Origin of the sequence: Actinomyces sp. Z16 (genome assembly GCF_003111765.1) — a bacterium.
GTDB classification, from domain to species: domain Bacteria; phylum Actinomycetota; class Actinomycetes; order Actinomycetales; family Actinomycetaceae; genus Actinomyces; species Actinomyces glycerinitolerans.
On the sequence record NZ_CP027862.1, the window covers coordinates 659,202 to 674,773 of the forward strand.

Here is a 15,572-nt window from a genome sequence, read left to right on the forward strand (position 1 = left end):
GCTGCGCGTGGTACGCGGTGATTTGGCGCGGCCGGTGGCCGTGCAGGCCCATGGCCCGCATCAGCCGCAACCGCGGTGCAGCGGGCGTCGCATGCCCCAGCCCGTGCCGGACGGAGGCCTCAGGACGGCCCGGCATCGCATGCATCTTCCTTGCGCCCAGTACGCAGTAGTTGTTCTCATGCACCCGCCCGGTTCTCGGTCTTCAGAACCTGGTCGCGCACAGCCCTGGCACTGGGGGACGGGACTTGGCTGCGCAAGTGGTGCTCGGGGCGATCTTGACATAGGCGCTGGTCAGCGCCTTGCAGAACCGGCACAGGCCCCAAGCACTTGTCTTGTTGCCCGGCGATGAATGAGACCGGTGACCTCTTCCGGCGCTCACACTCCGCCCGTGGCGCATATGCGCGCTCGCCTTGCGCAGGATCCCCGTTGGTCCGCCCCCGGCTCGCGGCTTGTCGGCCTCCAGCTGCCTGATCCGCTCAGCGTCCTGACTGGTGGTTCCCGGCCGGGCGCCCGCGTCGATCTCGCCCCTCCTACGTAGCAGGTGCGCAGCGCCTCGGGGCGGGGCGCCCAGCTCCTCGCCGATCTTCCAGGCCCGCCCCCTTAGACCACTCCGGGGTCCCCCGACGGGCCCCTGCACACCCCATCCTGGTAGCCCGCTCTCGCAGCCCTCTTCGGGATACTTCCACGGGTAGCACTCCCGGCAGTGATCCTTCCGTGTATTCACTGCCTCCATCAAACCCGGTGCAGTTCACCATGCTGTCGCTTCGCCGCCGGCATGTGAGCGCCGGCCGGGAAAGGGGCAGGGGTCATGGTGTCAGCGCGGCGCGCCACGAATGATCAGCCAACCACGCCCGAGCGGTCGTTCAAGTAGTAGCGCAGCGTCGCCTGCGAATCCAGTACGCCACGGCTCAGTGATGGTGCTGATGTCTATGTCCTCTAAGCCGCCACCGGATTGTTTTGCTTCAGGATAGCTCTCGACGTGTTCTCCGGGATAACCGGTGTTGTTGGTAACGTAATCGCGGATGGCTTGGTCTTCGGCGGTGAAGGCGATGATGTAGCCCCAGCCTCCGGGGTAGTTTTCGGCGAAGTTCACGGCTGGGGAGACCGAGAGGACTTCGGCGTTCTCGGGTAGCTCGTGTCCTTGGCCGATGGACAGGATGTCGTCCAGGTGCTCAATATCCGCCGGGTAGGGGGCGCCCTCCTGCTGGTTCGCTGTCACTGCGGCCTCCTGGGTTGCGACTGACTGCGTGGGTGAGGTGCTACGTGAGTTTGACGTCGCGCCACAGGCCAAGAGCGCCAAGGCTCCAGCGAGCAGGACAGCGGCGAATAAGCCGGAGACTCGTCGTGATTCCACGCGCAACATGCGGGTGCGTTTGGAGACAGGGATTGGCGGCATGGGTAACCGCATGAGCGTCAGCGGGGCGCGCCGCGGATAATCAGCCAACCGCGCCCCAGGGGACGTTCGAGCAGCAATACCGCGTCGCCAGCAAAACCCCAATTCCAAGGATCTGAAATTGAACTCAGATCGACGTCCTCTAAACCGTCTGCATTCTGTCTAGCATTTGCGCCAACGTCTATGTGCTTGCCAGAGTAGCTCGTCTGGTTTGAAACGTAGTCACGTATGGCTTGATCCTCGGCTGTGAAGGCGATGATGTAGCCCCAGCCTCCGGGGTAGTTTTCGGCGAAGTTCACGGCTGGGGAGACCGAGAGTACTTCGGCGTTCTCAGGAAGCTCGTGTCCTTGGCCGACGGACAGGATGTCGTCCAGGTGCTCCATGTCCGCCGGGTAGGGCGCTCCCTCCTGCTGAGTGGATGTCATGGTGGCCTCCTGGGTAGCGATAGACTGAGTGGGTGTGGCGTCGCGCGAGCCTGATACTGCTCCACAGGACGACAGCACCAGCGCGCTCGTGAGTAGGACACCGAGCGTAGCCCGTGGTTTCGCTGCGTTGATCATGGCCCAGTCCCGTGCTGCACTGATGACTTACCGACCAGATCGTACTCCTGTGCTATGCCAGCCTGATGCAGCTTCTGCATTTCGGCATCGGTTATATTCGCGGGACCTATCGGTGTGTCCTTATTGCGGTCCCAGTTGTACCGATCGGCCACGTGTACCCGGTAGTCGTAAGAGTAAGTGTAATCTGAGTTCGAGTCGGTTGGCGGGTATACGGTTACGGTGCCTTCTGTGCAGTACTGGTAGCCACCCGTCGCATAAAACCAGTTCTCGCTCTCGCTTTGTTGAGCGTAGCCAGACGTCCAATCGGTGTTGAAAGGGTAGGTCATCGGACCGGTCGCCCCGGAGGTTTTGTAGTCGTCTACTGCGGCGTTGACCATACTGGTGACGTAATCCTGTGAACCTTCGTCCAAGCTGGACAAGTCGTTTAGCATGCCGTCAACGTTGATGTTTTGCGGCGTTCCGGTGTTGTCCAGGAAGTGGTTGAGATTCGCCGCGACATCTGGCCATGTATCCTCGAGTGCACGTGCGGCAAGCGTTGCCCCCTCGTGTACTAGGTGATCTCGCAGAGTGGCGTCGCGTTGTCCGTGCGGGCCGGATCCCTCGTCCGGAGTGTCGCCCGGATACTGCCATGGGTCTACACCCGGCATGTCGGCGTGTTCGCCGGGTACCGGATCGCCCAGGCCTGTTTTACTGGTGTTGCCGTCTGAGTTTCCCTTCCCGCTCGGCACGCTGCCCCTGGGCACCACGCGCCCGGAGCGGGAACTCCGGGTGGCGGTGTCTCCTCCGACCTGGGACGGGTTAGAACGCGGATTTGGATTGGGGTCGGGCTTAGGTGATGGTCCTGGTTGCGGATTCGGCGTGGCTGAATTGAGTGCCTGGGCGTAGTCGGTGTCGACCTGGTTGGCCAGGGTGACGGTGGCTGCCACCATTCCGGCCAGTTCATCGGCCTGGGACTGGATGAGTTTCGCATCGGCCGTCGTCCTACCGGCGGAGCCACCGGTCGTGGTTGCTGCCGTAGCGGCGGTCATGTTGCTCGTCGTGGGGAGGGTCGCGGTGACAGTTCCGTCATCGGCCAGGGACAAATAGGGATTGGCGTCGGCGTAGTCCTGGCGCGCCAAGACCTGACGACGAACTGCGATCAGCCCGTCGCAGGCAGTGGCGGTGGCGGTCCGGAGCGAGTCGACCCGCGCGATAAGCTCGCTGTGTTCGGCGATGCTCGAGCGCAGCGCCGCGCGCATGGCGTTGACGCCCGAAGACCGCGAGGCCACCTGGCCCAGTGCCAACTCGGCGTCTTCGTGTAGAGATGACAGGTGTGTGCCCAGTGTCCTGAGCGAGTCCGAGGCTTCAGCCACGCCGTCGGGATCCACGCTTCGTACGTCGCCGTCCAGCGAGCCGAGCCGGGCGGCCAGCATCTCCAGGTCGCCCGCGACGATGTGAATAACCCATCAGACATCGATTGCGCTCTTCCTGAAGGCGAAATATGGGTGCAGCAGCATGACTCCGAGGCGCTCTCCCAGGGGCGGCCGACGGCGAGAACGTACGCCTGCGGCCTTTCCTTGTCAAGACCGTTATGTGGACGCTGGTGCGGCCGACGCGGCCGCGTATCTAAAAGGTCACACCTGGAGTGTGGTCCGGCAACTGGCCCGTAGACTCTATCCACCCTAGGGTGGATATTATGAAGAGTAAATACATGTACATCGCTGCCGTAGTCCTGTTCGTAGTCGGCGTGGCCATGATCTTTGTCGAGCACGTCGGCCCGGAACCGGACATCAGCTGTGCTGGGCCTGATGATCCGTTGTCGGGCTACACATTCGAGGTCGACGGCGAGGAGTGCCCCATAAGCGTCGAGGACTTCAACGCCATCCTCGAATACGATCGATCGGCGCTGCCGGTGCGCCGCGCGGGCCTGGGGATCGCCGTCGTCGGCATCGGGGTGGGCATTGGCGGGATCGTCGTCGGCCGTCGTCAGAAGCGGGCCGCTCGCGCCGCCGCCGATGCCGTCCCGCCGCAGCAATACGGAGCCTGAGGCGCTGCGACGCGCGGGCGCTTGGGGGCCCGCTACGGCTTGATACGCGCCCGCTGCGGTTGCGGATGAAATCGCCGATCCATGTCTTGCCCCTGAAGCGGTCTTATTTAGAAGCAAGGTCGACGCTCGAGTTAAAGCGGTTATTCGGATCGGTGGGTGTGGTGCTTAGGGGCGGAGTGCTGCGATGAGGTGGTCGTTCTCGGGCGTGGGAGGTCGTTTTCGGGCCGACGAGGACGTCTTGGGCGAACCCGGGACGTCCTCGGGCTGGCGGTGTTGGTGGCCGACGGCGATTCGTTCGAGTTGTCGGAGTTATGCGGGCACCGGATCGAGGGTCGTGGCCCTTGGCGACGCATGGCAGCGGCACCGGGTGCCGCGCACAAGGCGCACACGGCTCGCCAACCGCGCATACTGGGGTGGGCCTACCAGCGGGTGGTCGCTCCGCAAGCTGTGGGACGCTGTCTCGGCTTGTGAAGCGCCATCTCCCAAACGGCTCATGCCGGCTGCCCCGCGTCTGTTGGGACCGAGTCGCCGCCTCAGTCCAGTTTGAAGGCACGGCGGGGGATCGCGTCCACCAGATCGTGGGCCACGGCAGCCGCCTCATCCATACTCAGCCGGTGCTCGACCACCAGTCGTGCCAGGAAGCCCGCGTCGCAGCGGCGCGCGATGCCGTGGCGCGCCGGAATCGAGCAGAAGGCCCGGGTGTCGTCGATGAAGCCGGAGGTCTTGTAGAAGGTCGCCGAACCCGTCGTCGCCTCCCGGAAGCGCGTGATCGCATCCGGCTCGTCGATGAACCACCACGGCACCCCCACGTACACGGCCCGGTACCAACCGGCCAGTGGCGCCAGTTCGCGGGAGTAGACCGACTCATCCATGGTGAAGGGGATCAGGTGGAAGCCGTCGGCGTTGCCGTAGGCGTCCAACAGTGGCTGTAGGGCACGCGTGAACTCCACCGAGGTGGGAATGTCCCCGCCCACGTCAGCGCCGTACCGGGACAGTGCCCCGGAGTCGTGATTGCGGTACACGGCCGGGTGCAGCGTCATCACCAACCCGTCGTCCGCCGCCAGCCGCGCCTGGTCGTTCACCATGTGGCGCCGCAGCCGGGCGGCGTCGGCGGCGTCGATTCGTCCCGCCAGGGCGCGCGCGTACAGCACCTCCGCCTCCGCGTCCTCCAGCCGCTGTGTGCCCGCATCCGCATGCGAGTGATCCGAGGAGACCGCGCCACAGGCCTTGAAGAAGGCCCGTCGGCGCCGCATCGCCTCGACGTGCCCGGCATAGGTGGAAACCTCCTGGTCGGCCGCCTGCCCCAGCGCCTCGGTCAACTCCCGCCAGCCGGGCCGGGCCGGCTCCAGATAGGCGTCGGGGCGGAACGTCGGGATCACCCGGCCGTTCCAATCCGGGTCGGCGGCCAGGGCGCGGTGGGCGGCCAAGTCCGAGCACGGATCGTCCGTCGTCGCCAGCACCGCGATGTTGAAACGCTCGTACAGTGCCCGCGCCGTGAACGGCTCCGTGCGCAGGGCGGCGTCGATCTGGTCGTAGATCGCGTCCGCGGTGGCGGCCGACGGTCGAACCCGCACTCCGAACACGTCGTGGAAGACCTCGGTGAACCAGGTCTGTACCGGGGTACCGGCCAGCAGGTGCCAGTGCTCGCACAGCAGCCGGAATGCCGCCCGTGACCTCTCCGGGCTCAATTCGCTGCCCACCGGGACACCCAGTTGCTCCAGTTCCACCCCGCCCAGGGAGTGCAGTAAACGGTTGGTGTAGTGGTCCGGAGTGAGCAACAGGCTGGTGGGGTCGGCGAAGGAGGCGTCCTGGGCCAGCCACTCGGGTGGGACGTGCCCGTGCGGGGAGATGATCGGCGCGTCGGCCACCTCCGCCAGGAGTTCGCGGGCCACCGCGCGGGTGGCCGGGTCGGCGGGCAGCAGCCGGTCGGGGCTAAGGGGCAGTGGCTGGACTGGGGCGGACACGGTGGTCTCCTTGGTAACTGGTGCTGAAACTGGGGCATGGCGGCCGACGACGATGTCGGTTACGGGCTGCTCCCGCAAGGGGGCGCCGTCGTCGGGCGGGGGAGGCCGGGCTCAGGTGACGGGCGGCAGGACGGGTGGCGCCACGGGCACCGGCCCGACGCTCTCCCGCTCCTGCAGGGACATCTCCAGCATGGTGACCGCCGGCTGCGGCTGGGACCGGTGGCGCAGGTGCCCGACGATCGCCGTCGCCGCCCGCATGCCCAGCCGCCGCGACCCGGCCGCCAAGGAGGTGAGCCCCGGGTTGGTCAGGGCGGACAGGTCCACGTTGTCCACGCCGATGATCGATACATCCTCGGGCACGCGCAGGCCGCGAGCGACCGCCGCCTTCATGAAGCCGATCGCCAGGAGGTCGTTGTAGCCGACAACGGCACTGGTCGGGTGGCGGCCCCACGTCTCCAAGGCGTGCAGTCCACCGCCGATGGTGGGGGAGAAGGGCCCGATCCGGCGCGGGCGCAGGCCGAGGGCATGACAGGCGCGGGTCAGCCCCTCCCAGCGAGTGCCGTTGGACCATGAGTCCGGCGGCCCCGCCAGGTAGGTCAGCTCGCTATGCCCGTGGGCGGCCAGGTGCTCAACGACGGCGCGCATCCCCTGTACGGAGTCCGACAGGATCGAGGTGACGCCGGGAACCTGCCGGTTCAGCGACACCACGGGCACGGCCCGGTTGAACTGTTGGATCGCCGAGTTGCTCATGCGGGAGGAGGCCAGGACGATCCCGTCGATCAGGTGCAGTACCTTCCCGATGGCGGCCCTCTCCTCGGCGGCGTTCTCCCGGGAATCGACCAGCAGCACCGTGTACCCGTTGGCGCGTGCCGACTCCTGCAGGCCGATCATGACCCGGCTGAAGAAGGGGTTGCCGACGTCGGCGATCGCCAGCGCGATCACATAGGTTTCCTCCGCGGAGTCGGCGGGACGGCGGGGCCGAGTGCGCTTGTAGCCCAACTGTTCGGCGACGGCGTGGATGCGGTCGGCGGTCTCGGCGGACACCCGGCCGGGGCGGGTCAGCGCGCGGGACACGGTCGATGGCGCCACCCCGGCCGCGGCGGCGATGTCGTAGATCGTGATGGGCTTGTCGCGCCCGCGCTCCTCTGCGCCCTGTGGACGCGTCGAGGCATTGTCGACGTCGGCTAAGGCGGTGGTGTCGTCGTCCGAGACTGTGGTTGGCAAGCGTGCTCCTTTCCGAGTGGCGGGCGGTGCCGCGTTGTCGCGGCCGGGAGTCCGAAGCGAGTGAGCGGGTCAACACTCGTGGCGGCGCCGCTTGCCCAGCCAACGGTCTCGCACCACGAAGGCATTCTGCTTGGGCTCCCGCGACCGGGTGAACATGCCCTTCTTGTTGCCGCCGACTCGGGTGGTGCCGGTCCCGGTCTGGAAGTCGGCGAAATTCCACATCTGCTCACCCACGATCTGCGGGTAGGCGTCGAAGACGCGGTGGTACATGGCCAGCAGGTCCACCTGAAACTCCTCGGACCACGGGCGGCGCAGCAGATCCCGCATACCGGACAGCGTGTCGGCCCCGTACTCGGTGAACAGGATCGGCTTGCCCGGTGCCCGCTCGATCCAGCCGTCGATCTCCGCTCGCAGTCCCGCCTCGGCGGCCGGCAGGTCGCCGTTGTTCACGTACCAGCCGTAGTAACGGTTGAGCATGACCACGTCGAACAGGTCAACCACCCGCTCCTGGGCGGGCTGTCCCATCATCACATTGACATAGCCGACCGGTCGGTTCGGGTCCGCTTCCCGGGCCGCGGCGGCCAGAGGCTCGAAGTATCGCAATGAGGCTTCGGTGTTGCTCTCCGGCTCGTTGGCCAGCGACCACAGCACTACGCACGGGTGATTCTTGTCTCGGGCGATCAACTCGCGGATGTGGTCGGCGTGAGCCGCCTGCGTATGTGCGTTCACGTGGTCCTCGCTGAACAAGGGAATCGGATCGCCCCCGAAGAAGCCGCCGATGATGGCCGTGTTCAGCCCGACCGCCGCCGTTTCGTCGATCACCACGAAGCCGCGTTCATCGGCGTAGTCCATGACCTCCTCGGCGTAGGGGTAGTGGGAGGTGCGGAAGGAGTTCGCGCCCTGCCACTCCATCAGCTCGAAGTCATGGACCATGAGCGCGGGGTCGTGTCCCTTGCCCCGTACCAGGTTGTCCTCGTGGCGGCCGTAGCCGCGGAAGTAGAACGGTTCCCCGTTGATGAGGAACTGCGAGTCGCGCACCGTCACGGTGCGCACGCCGAAGCGCTGCGGGTAGACGTCCTCACTCGCGCCGCCGTCCGCGGAGCCGCGGGCGTGCACCTCCAGCGTGTACAGGTAGCCGGAACCGGGCTGCCATAGGTTTACGTTGTCGATGGTGAGCGTCCCGGCGGCGCCTTCGGCATGGGCGACCTCCGCACCGGCGGCATCCTTGACGACGACGTGGACGTGCTCGGCGCCCTCCGCCTCAACGGTGTAGGTGACGCGTCCGGCGGTGCCCTCGGGGCCGGTGGCGTAGTCGGTGACGATGGTGACGTCGGTGACGGCGATCCACGGCCGGGTATAAAGCACGACCGAGCGGTGGATGCCCGCGTAGTTGAAGAAGTCGTAGAAGTAACGCTGCACGGTGCGTCCCTGGGCGTCCTCCGCGAGGAAGCCCACGGGGATGGACTGCCAGGACAGTCGATTGTCCACGCGCACGGTGATGCGGAAGTCGCGCCCAGCCGTCACATGGTCGGTGATGTCGGCCTCGAAAGGAAGGTAACCGCCAGTGTGCTGGGCAACCTCGACGCCGTCGACCCACACGCGCGCCTCATGGGTCACGGAGCCGAAACGTAGAACCAGTCGGTCCTCGCCCAGATTGTGCGGGGCGACGGCCTCGCGCTCGTACCATGCAGGACCCACGTGGTCGTGGACTTCGGGGCGATGGTGATGTCGTTGTAGGAGGCGGGCACCGGCATGGGGCGCGGTGCGGGCAAGGGTGTGGCGAACCAACGCTCGGCCTGACCACGGTCCTCCGGGTCGAGCTGGAAGCGCCACACCCCGTCGAGGGACACGACTGTGCGCGAGGCGGAATTGCGTACGGACAGCATGCGGGCTCCCTTGTCTGTCGCCCGCAGAGGCCTGCTCCACCGCGCCGTCGTGGAGCGTGGATTCTGCGGGGGCGTGTGTGGTGAACTACATTGCCATCCCACAACTTAGTCCCTGATCCGCCTACGAGTTGCCGTTTGTTGCCACTTGAAGCAGAGGGTGAAGGTGCGGCCGACGGCGTCCGTGCCTGAAGGCACTTCCTGCTCCAGCGCCTACTGCGAGCTTTTGTCATCTGTTTCGAGCTTTTGCACCCTGGTGTGTGGCAAATAGGTGTACAGCAGAGCACAAAAGCTCGTAGCAGAGGGGCGGTAGCACGCCTCCCAGGCTCCGGAGGGCTCCACGGCGGTCGGGTGGTCTTTGGCAACTCGTGGCAACTGGGGATGTCGCTGCCGTCCGGGAGAGAATCTGCATTCAGTAGCGTCCGCAGCAAAGGAGCCGATCCGCCCATGAAACTGACCATAGAGGGTCTGCAGGATCGGGACGCGTTCCGGGACGCGGGTGTCGTCACGCCCGGCTTCGATGTCGCCGCCATGCAGGACGCGGGGAGACGCCGTCCGCGCTGGCTCCACCTGGGTGCCGGCAATATCTTCCGTGTCTTCCTGGCCCGTATCGCCGACGACCTCATCACCGCCGGACACCACTGGCCCATTACCGCCGTCGTCACCACCGACCCGGCCGGCTTCAACGCCCGGCTCGGCGCCCACGACCTACTCACCCTCTCGGTCATCCTCAATCCCGACGGCGGCCGCGATCTGCGCGCCATCGCCGGGGTGTGCGAGGCCCTGGTCACCCGCCGCGAGGGCGACCTCGCCCGTCTGTTCGCACTCGCCGCCGATCCGGAGGTCACGCTCGTCTCCCTGACCATCACCGAGAAGGGCTACGCGGTTTACGACGGCGCCGGCCGACTCCTGCCGGAGCTCGCCGACGCCGTTGCCACCGATCCCCACGGTTACCAGCCCCACGCCATGGCGGTGCTCGCGGCCCTTCTGCTGACCCGCTACGAGGCGGGCGGCGCCCCCATCACCCTGATGAGCTGCGACAACTTCAGCCACAACGGCGATCGGCTGCGAGAGGCGATCACCGTCGTCGCCCGCGGCTGGGTGCAGGCCGGCTCCGCGGCGGAGAGTTTCCTCGCGTGGCTGGCCGACCCGACCCGCGTCGCCTTCCCCATCACCGTCATCGACAAGATCACTCCGCGACCCAGCCCGGCCGTCAGTGACGACCTGGCCCGGCTCGGCTTCACCGACATGGCGCTGGCCACCCGTGGACGCATCGCGATGGCCGGCTTCGTCAACGCCGAACCCACCGAGTACCTGATCATCGAGGACGCCTTCGCTGCCGACCGCCCGCCCTTCGAGCAGGCCGGCGCGCACGTGGTCGCACGCGAGGTGTGCGACAGGTTCGAGAACATGAAGGTCACCACCTGCCTCAACCCGCTGCACACGGCTCTCGCCGTCGCCGGCTGCCTACTGCGGATGCCCACGATTGATGCGGAGATGCGCGACCCGGCCCTGGAAGCGCTGGTCAGCCGCCTGGGCTGGGACGAGGGCCTGCCGGTGGTCTCCGATCCCGGCGTCGTCGCCCCCGCGGATTTCCTCACCGAGGTCCTGGGAACCCGCTTCACCAACCCCTACCTGCCCGACGACCCGGCCCGCATCGCCATGGACACCTCGCAGAAGCTGCCGATCCGCTTCGGACAGACCCTGCTGCGCTACCGCGAACGCGGCCTGGACCTGGGCGGCCTGACGGCCATCCCGCTGGTGATCGCCCTGTGGTGCCGCTATCTGACGGGCATTGCCGACGACGGTGCGCCCTTCACGCCGTCCTCCGATCCGCGCTATGAGGAGCTGCACGCCCACGTGGCCGGTCTGTCCCTGGGCGGGAGCGCCGACGCCGCGGCCATCCACGCCGCACTGCGACCCATCCTGTCCGACCCGACCCTGTTCGCCCTGGACCTGTACACCACCCCGCTGGCCGTCAAGATCGAGACACTGCTGGCGCGACTACTCGCCGGCCCCGGCGCCGTGCGCACCACCATCGAGGAGGAGATGCTGCCATGAAGATGACCTTCCGCTGGTATGGGGAGGCCTACGACCCGATCCCCCTGGAGCATGTGCGCCAGATACCCGGCATGACCGGCATCATGGGGGTGTTGGACCAGTACGCCGCGGGCGAGGTCTGGAGCCGGGAGGACATCGGCGCCCTGGTGGATCGGGTACACGCCCAGGGCCTCGAGTGTGAGGTGATCGAGTCCGTCAATGTCCACGAGGACATCAAGCTGGGACTGCCCAGCCGTGACGCCTACATCGCCAACTACTGCCAGACCTTGGAGAACCTGGCGGCGTTCGGCATCAAGGTGGTCATTTACAACTTCATGCCGGTGTTCGACTGGTTGCGCACCGAGTTGTACCACCGCAACGAGGACGGCTCCACCTGCCTGTACTACAACCACGCCGACGTCGAGGGCATGGGACCGCGCGAGATCGTCGCCATGACCGAGCGCGCCTCCGGCGGGCTGACCCTGCCCGGCTGGGAGCCCGAGCGGCTGGGCCGGCTGGAGGAGGTGCTCGCCCTGTACGAGGGCATCGACCACGCCCGAATGCGCGAGCACTACCGCTACTTCCTTCAGGGCGTCATCCCCACCTGTGAAAGGGTCGGCATCCGCCTGGCGGTCCACCCCGATGACCCCGCCTGGGACCTGTTCGGCCTGCCGCGCGTGTGCAAGAACCGGGACGATCTGGACGCCATCGTGGGCCTGGTCGACTCCCCGGCCAACTCCCTGTGCGTGTGCTCCGGGTCCCTCGGCTCCAACCCGGACAACGACGTGCCCGCGATCTTCCGCGAATTCGGTGAGCGCGGCCGCATCGCCGCCGCCCACGTGCGCAATGTCAAGCACCTGGGTCCCAAGCACTTCCAAGAGGCGCAGCACCTGTCCGCCGACGGCAGCCTGGACATGGCCGCCATCGTCGAAGCCATCTACGACACCTGCCCCGACGTCTACGTGCGCCCCGACCACGGCCGCATGATCTGGGGCGAGACCGGCCGCCCCGGCTACCCGCTGTACGACCGCGCCCTGGGAGCCACCTACATCAACGGCCTGTACGAGGCCACCGCCAAACTCAAGTCCCGGCGTGCCTGAGCCCTTAACCGACTATCGCCGTCCCATCCGGAGAGGTCGGCCGCCATGGCGGCCGAGACCGGCGCGAGTAATATGCCGAGATCGGCATAAGTTACGTGCCGGAACCAATCTCAACCACGCGCCTACGGATCAGCGGGTGCAGAGAGGTAGATGTAATGACAGGAACGATTGAAACACCCGCCCGAGACGATACCGCCGCCCAGTCGTCGCTCGCCGCGCTGCTGGCCGCCAACCCGGTGGTGCCGGTCGTCGTCGTCGACTCCGCCGAGGACGGCGTGAACGTCGGCAAGGCGCTGGTCGCCGGTGGCATCACCACGGCGGAGGTAACCTTCCGCACCGCCGCAGGCGCCGACGCCATCCGCGCCATGCAGGAGGTCGAGGGCCTCACCGTCGGGGCCGGAACCGTCATCAACACCGCGCAGGTCGAAGCCGCCGTCGCCGCCGGCGCGAAGTACATCGTGTCGCCAGGATTCAGCGCCGACGTCGTGCGCGCCACCCAGGACGCCGGTGTCCTCTCGCTGCCCGCCTGCTCGGACGCCTCCTGGATCATGGCCGCCCTCGAGCTCGGCATCGACACCGTCAAGTTCTTCCCGGCCTCGGTCAACGGCGGCGTGCCCGCAATCAAGGCGCTTTCCGCCGCGTTCCCCGGCTTGGGCTTCGTGCCCACCGGCGGCGTCAACGCCGACAACCTGGCCGACTACCTGTCTGTCGACGTGATCCGCGCCTGCGGCGGCTCCTGGATGGTGAAGAAGGACCTGGTCGCCGCGGGCGACTGGGAGCAGATCACCCGCCTGTCCGCCCAGGCCATTGCCATCGCGAAGGAGTGCGGCCGATGAGCACCGTCAGCGAAACGACTGCCACCGGGCCGGTGCCCCTGCGCCCCGCCGAGGAGTGCCGCTACGACGTCGTCTCCCTGGGCGAGGTGATGCTGCGCCTGGATCCGGGCGAGGGGCGGGTGCGCACCGCCCGACGCTTCGAGGCGTGGGAGGGCGGCGGCGAGTACAACGTCGCCCGCGGCCTATCCCGCTGCTTCGGCCTGCGCGCCGGCGTGGTCACCGCGCTCGCGGACAACGAGGTCGGCCACCTGATCGAGGGCATGATCCTGGCCGGCGGCGTCGACCCCATGATCACCTGGGCGCCGTACGACGGCATCGGCCGTACCGTCCGCAACGGGTTGAACTTCACCGAGCGCGGCTTCGGGGTGCGGGGCGCCGTCGGCGTGTCCGACCGCGGGAACACCGCCATCGCCCAACTGCGGGCCGACGACGTCGACTTCGAGTACCTGTTCGGCACCCTCGGGGTGCGCTGGCTGCACACCGGCGGCATTTTCGCCGCTCTGTCCGAGTCAGCGGCCGAGGTCGCCCAGGCCGCCATGAGTGCCGCCCGCCGCCACGGCACGATCGTCTCCTACGACCTGAACTACCGGCCCTCCCTGTGGAAGGGGATCGGTGGCATTGAGCGGGCCCAGGAGGTCAATCGGCGCCTGGCGTGCCTGGTGGACGTCATGATCGGTAACGAGGAGGACTTCACCGCCTCCCTCGGTTACGAGGTGGAGGGCGTGGACGCGGGCCTGTCCAAGCTGGACACCACCGCCTTCGAGCGCATGATCGAGCGGGTCACTGCCGACTTCGACAACTTCAAGGTCGCCGCCACTACCCTGCGCCAGGTGCGTACCGCCACGGTCAACGACTGGTCGGCGATCGCCTGGTCGCGGCAGGACGGTTTCGTGCGCTCCACCCAGCGGCCGGGGCTGGAGATCCTCGACCGCGTCGGCGGCGGCGACTCCTTCGCCTCCGGGCTGATCTACGGGCTCATCGACACCGGCGACCTGGCCACCGCGGTCGAGTACGGCGCGGCTCACGGCGCCCTGGCGATGACCACGCCCGGCGATACGAGCATGGCCACCAAGGCCGAGGTTCTGCGTCTCGCCGCCGGGGGCGGCGCCCGGGTGCAGCGCTGACGGACGGCCGTCTGAAACACGCTTTCGCCTCAAGTACACGAGTTTTGGAGGTTTGCGGGTGCTGGGCGCATGCATACCTCTAAAACTCGTGTTCGAGGCGTGAACGCGTGTTCGTGGCGCACGGGGCACCAGGGGTGTGTGGCGCGTGGAGGGCAGCGCCTCACATCCAGGCGACCGGGTCGGCGACGACCTCCTCCAACAGGGACCAGGCCGCGCCGGTGACCGCCGGCGTCTGATCCTGCGAGGTGGTGATCACCTCGGGCACCGACCAGCGAGAGGACAGCACCCGCTGGCGCAGCTCCGCCTCCAACTCGGGACGCAGGATGTCGGCCAGTGGGGCGAGGTGGCCGCCCAGGATCACCGTGGGAATGTCCAAGACGTTGATGGCGGCGCTCAGTCCGACGCCGAGCGCCCGGGCGGCATCGGTGACGGCCCGACGTGCGGCCGGCGCCTCCGCCTCCCAGGCCGCCACCAACTCCTGTGGCCCGGCCGTTGCCTCCAAACCGGCGGCGGCCAGAATGAGCCGGCGGCCGGCGTAGCGTTCAACGCAGCCGCGGTTGCCGCAGGTGCACAGCGGGCCGGTCGGGTCCACCTGGATATGTCCCACCTCGCCGGCGAAGCCCGAGACCCCGAGCATGACCCGATTGTCGCGCACAATTCCTGCCCCGATTCCGTTCTCCCCGGAGAGGTAGATGAAGGAGGGGGATGAATGCAGCGCCGCGGGTCGTTCGCGTCCCGCGGTCAGGGCACCGAAGTTGGCCTCGTTGCCCAGGCGCAGCACCAGGCCGTCCGGCTGGAGGACGTCGGTCAGGAATGGGCGCGGATCGATCCGCTCCCATCCCAGGTTGGGGGCGCGCAGCAGCGTCTCGTGCGAGACCAAGCCGGGGAGGGCGATGGCGGCGCCCACCTTGCGGGCCCGCCGTACGGCGTCGAGACTCAGCACATCGCGGGTCAGCCTTGCCAGCCGGGGCAGGACCTCCGCGGGATCGGAGGCCTCAAAGTCATCCAGCACTACCCGCTCCGCCAGCACCTGGCCGGACAGGTCAATCGCGCGTACCGCCATCCGCGACACGTTCACCTCCAGGCCGATAGCCACGAAGGTGCCCCGCGCCGGAGCCAGTGGCACTGCCGGACGGCCGGGCCCGGAGGCCGGGGAGGGGTCCAGCTCGGTCAGGATGCCGGCCGCCACCAGGTCGTCGGCCAACCGCGAGGCGGTTGAGCGGGTCATGCCGGTCATGGCGGCGACGTCGGCGCGCGATACCGGCTTGGGGGCGGCGAAGACGTGCCCGGCCAACAGGGCCAGGTTTGCCGTCCGCAGGGTGGACTGCCGTGCGGAGACAGTGGCTGCGGATGCCTGGGTACGGGGGGCGAGGGACGGCGACGCTGACGTCGTGCGGGCTTGAGACACGCCTTGACCATACC

13 protein-coding genes are annotated in these 15,572 nt (G+C 67.5%); 5 read left to right on the forward strand and 8 right to left on the reverse strand.

The window, feature by feature from the left end:
• Positions 1 to 814 precede the first annotated feature (814 nt).
• The 3 genes from C3B71_RS02625 to C3B71_RS02635 all read right to left on the reverse strand — a co-directional run bounded on the left by C3B71_RS02625 (position 815) and on the right by C3B71_RS02635 (position 3,365).
• Positions 815 to 1,219, reverse strand: coding sequence for a hypothetical protein (locus C3B71_RS02625; protein ID WP_234416056.1), 405 nt, complete (start codon positions 1,217 to 1,219; stop codon positions 815 to 817).
• 194 nt (positions 1,220 to 1,413) lie between these two features.
• Entirely contained in the window at positions 1,414 to 1,818 is a 405-nt protein-coding gene (locus C3B71_RS02630) for a hypothetical protein (protein ID WP_234416058.1), read from the reverse strand.
• A gap of 131 nt (positions 1,819 to 1,949) precedes the next feature.
• Entirely contained in the window at positions 1,950 to 3,365 is a 1,416-nt protein-coding gene (locus C3B71_RS02635) for a hypothetical protein (RefSeq protein ID WP_234416059.1), read from the reverse strand.
• A gap of 263 nt (positions 3,366 to 3,628) precedes the next feature.
• Between C3B71_RS02635 and C3B71_RS02640 the strand changes: the two genes are divergently transcribed.
• Entirely contained in the window at positions 3,629 to 3,979 is a 351-nt protein-coding gene (locus tag C3B71_RS02640; protein WP_146752332.1) for a hypothetical protein, read from the forward strand.
• Positions 3,980 to 4,512: 533 nt separating this feature from the next.
• Here C3B71_RS02640 and uxaC read toward each other — a convergent pair.
• The 4 genes from uxaC to C3B71_RS16080 all read right to left on the reverse strand — a co-directional run bounded on the left by uxaC (position 4,513) and on the right by C3B71_RS16080 (position 9,053).
• The gene (uxaC, locus tag C3B71_RS02645) at positions 4,513 to 5,943 is read right to left on the reverse strand and encodes a glucuronate isomerase (RefSeq protein ID WP_108965960.1); all 1,431 of its coding nucleotides are present in this window, start codon (positions 5,941 to 5,943) and stop codon (positions 4,513 to 4,515) included.
• Between the two features lie 111 nt (positions 5,944 to 6,054).
• The gene (locus C3B71_RS02650; RefSeq protein ID WP_108965962.1) at positions 6,055 to 7,167 is read right to left on the reverse strand and encodes a LacI family DNA-binding transcriptional regulator; all 1,113 of its coding nucleotides are present in this window, start codon (positions 7,165 to 7,167) and stop codon (positions 6,055 to 6,057) included.
• A gap of 69 nt (positions 7,168 to 7,236) precedes the next feature.
• Positions 7,237 to 8,865: a beta-glucuronidase gene (gene uidA, locus C3B71_RS02655; protein WP_199912553.1), complete on the reverse strand. Its 1,629-nt coding sequence runs from the start codon at positions 8,863 to 8,865 to the stop codon at positions 7,237 to 7,239.
• Complete coding sequence (locus C3B71_RS16080) at positions 8,781 to 9,053, reverse strand: hypothetical protein (RefSeq protein WP_199912627.1); 273 nt, start codon at positions 9,051 to 9,053, stop codon at positions 8,781 to 8,783. The genes uidA and C3B71_RS16080 overlap by 85 nt, the downstream gene beginning before the upstream one ends.
• 444 nt (positions 9,054 to 9,497) lie before the next feature.
• On the opposite strand from C3B71_RS16080, the gene C3B71_RS02660 reads away from it, so the two are divergent.
• From C3B71_RS02660 to C3B71_RS02675, 4 genes are all read left to right on the forward strand, one after another.
• Positions 9,498 to 11,111 (forward strand): mannitol dehydrogenase family protein, encoded by a 1,614-nt coding sequence (locus C3B71_RS02660; RefSeq protein ID WP_108965964.1) that lies wholly within the window; start codon positions 9,498 to 9,500, stop codon positions 11,109 to 11,111.
• The gene (gene uxuA / locus C3B71_RS02665; RefSeq protein ID WP_108965966.1) at positions 11,108 to 12,190 is read left to right on the forward strand and encodes a mannonate dehydratase; all 1,083 of its coding nucleotides are present in this window, start codon (positions 11,108 to 11,110) and stop codon (positions 12,188 to 12,190) included. The genes C3B71_RS02660 and uxuA overlap by 4 nt, the downstream gene beginning before the upstream one ends.
• Positions 12,191 to 12,345: 155 nt before the next feature.
• Complete coding sequence (eda, locus tag C3B71_RS02670; RefSeq protein ID WP_108965968.1) at positions 12,346 to 13,026, forward strand: bifunctional 4-hydroxy-2-oxoglutarate aldolase/2-dehydro-3-deoxy-phosphogluconate aldolase; 681 nt, start codon at positions 12,346 to 12,348, stop codon at positions 13,024 to 13,026.
• On the forward strand, positions 13,023 to 14,150 hold the full coding sequence (locus C3B71_RS02675; RefSeq protein WP_108965970.1) for a sugar kinase: 1,128 nt from the start codon (positions 13,023 to 13,025) through the stop codon (positions 14,148 to 14,150). Before eda ends, C3B71_RS02675 begins: the two co-directional genes overlap by 4 nt.
• Before the next feature lie 160 nt (positions 14,151 to 14,310).
• On the opposite strand, the gene C3B71_RS02680 is transcribed toward C3B71_RS02675, so the two are convergent.
• Complete coding sequence (locus C3B71_RS02680) at positions 14,311 to 15,558, reverse strand: ROK family protein (protein WP_234416061.1); 1,248 nt, start codon at positions 15,556 to 15,558, stop codon at positions 14,311 to 14,313.
• Positions 15,559 to 15,572: the final 14 nt, after the last annotated feature.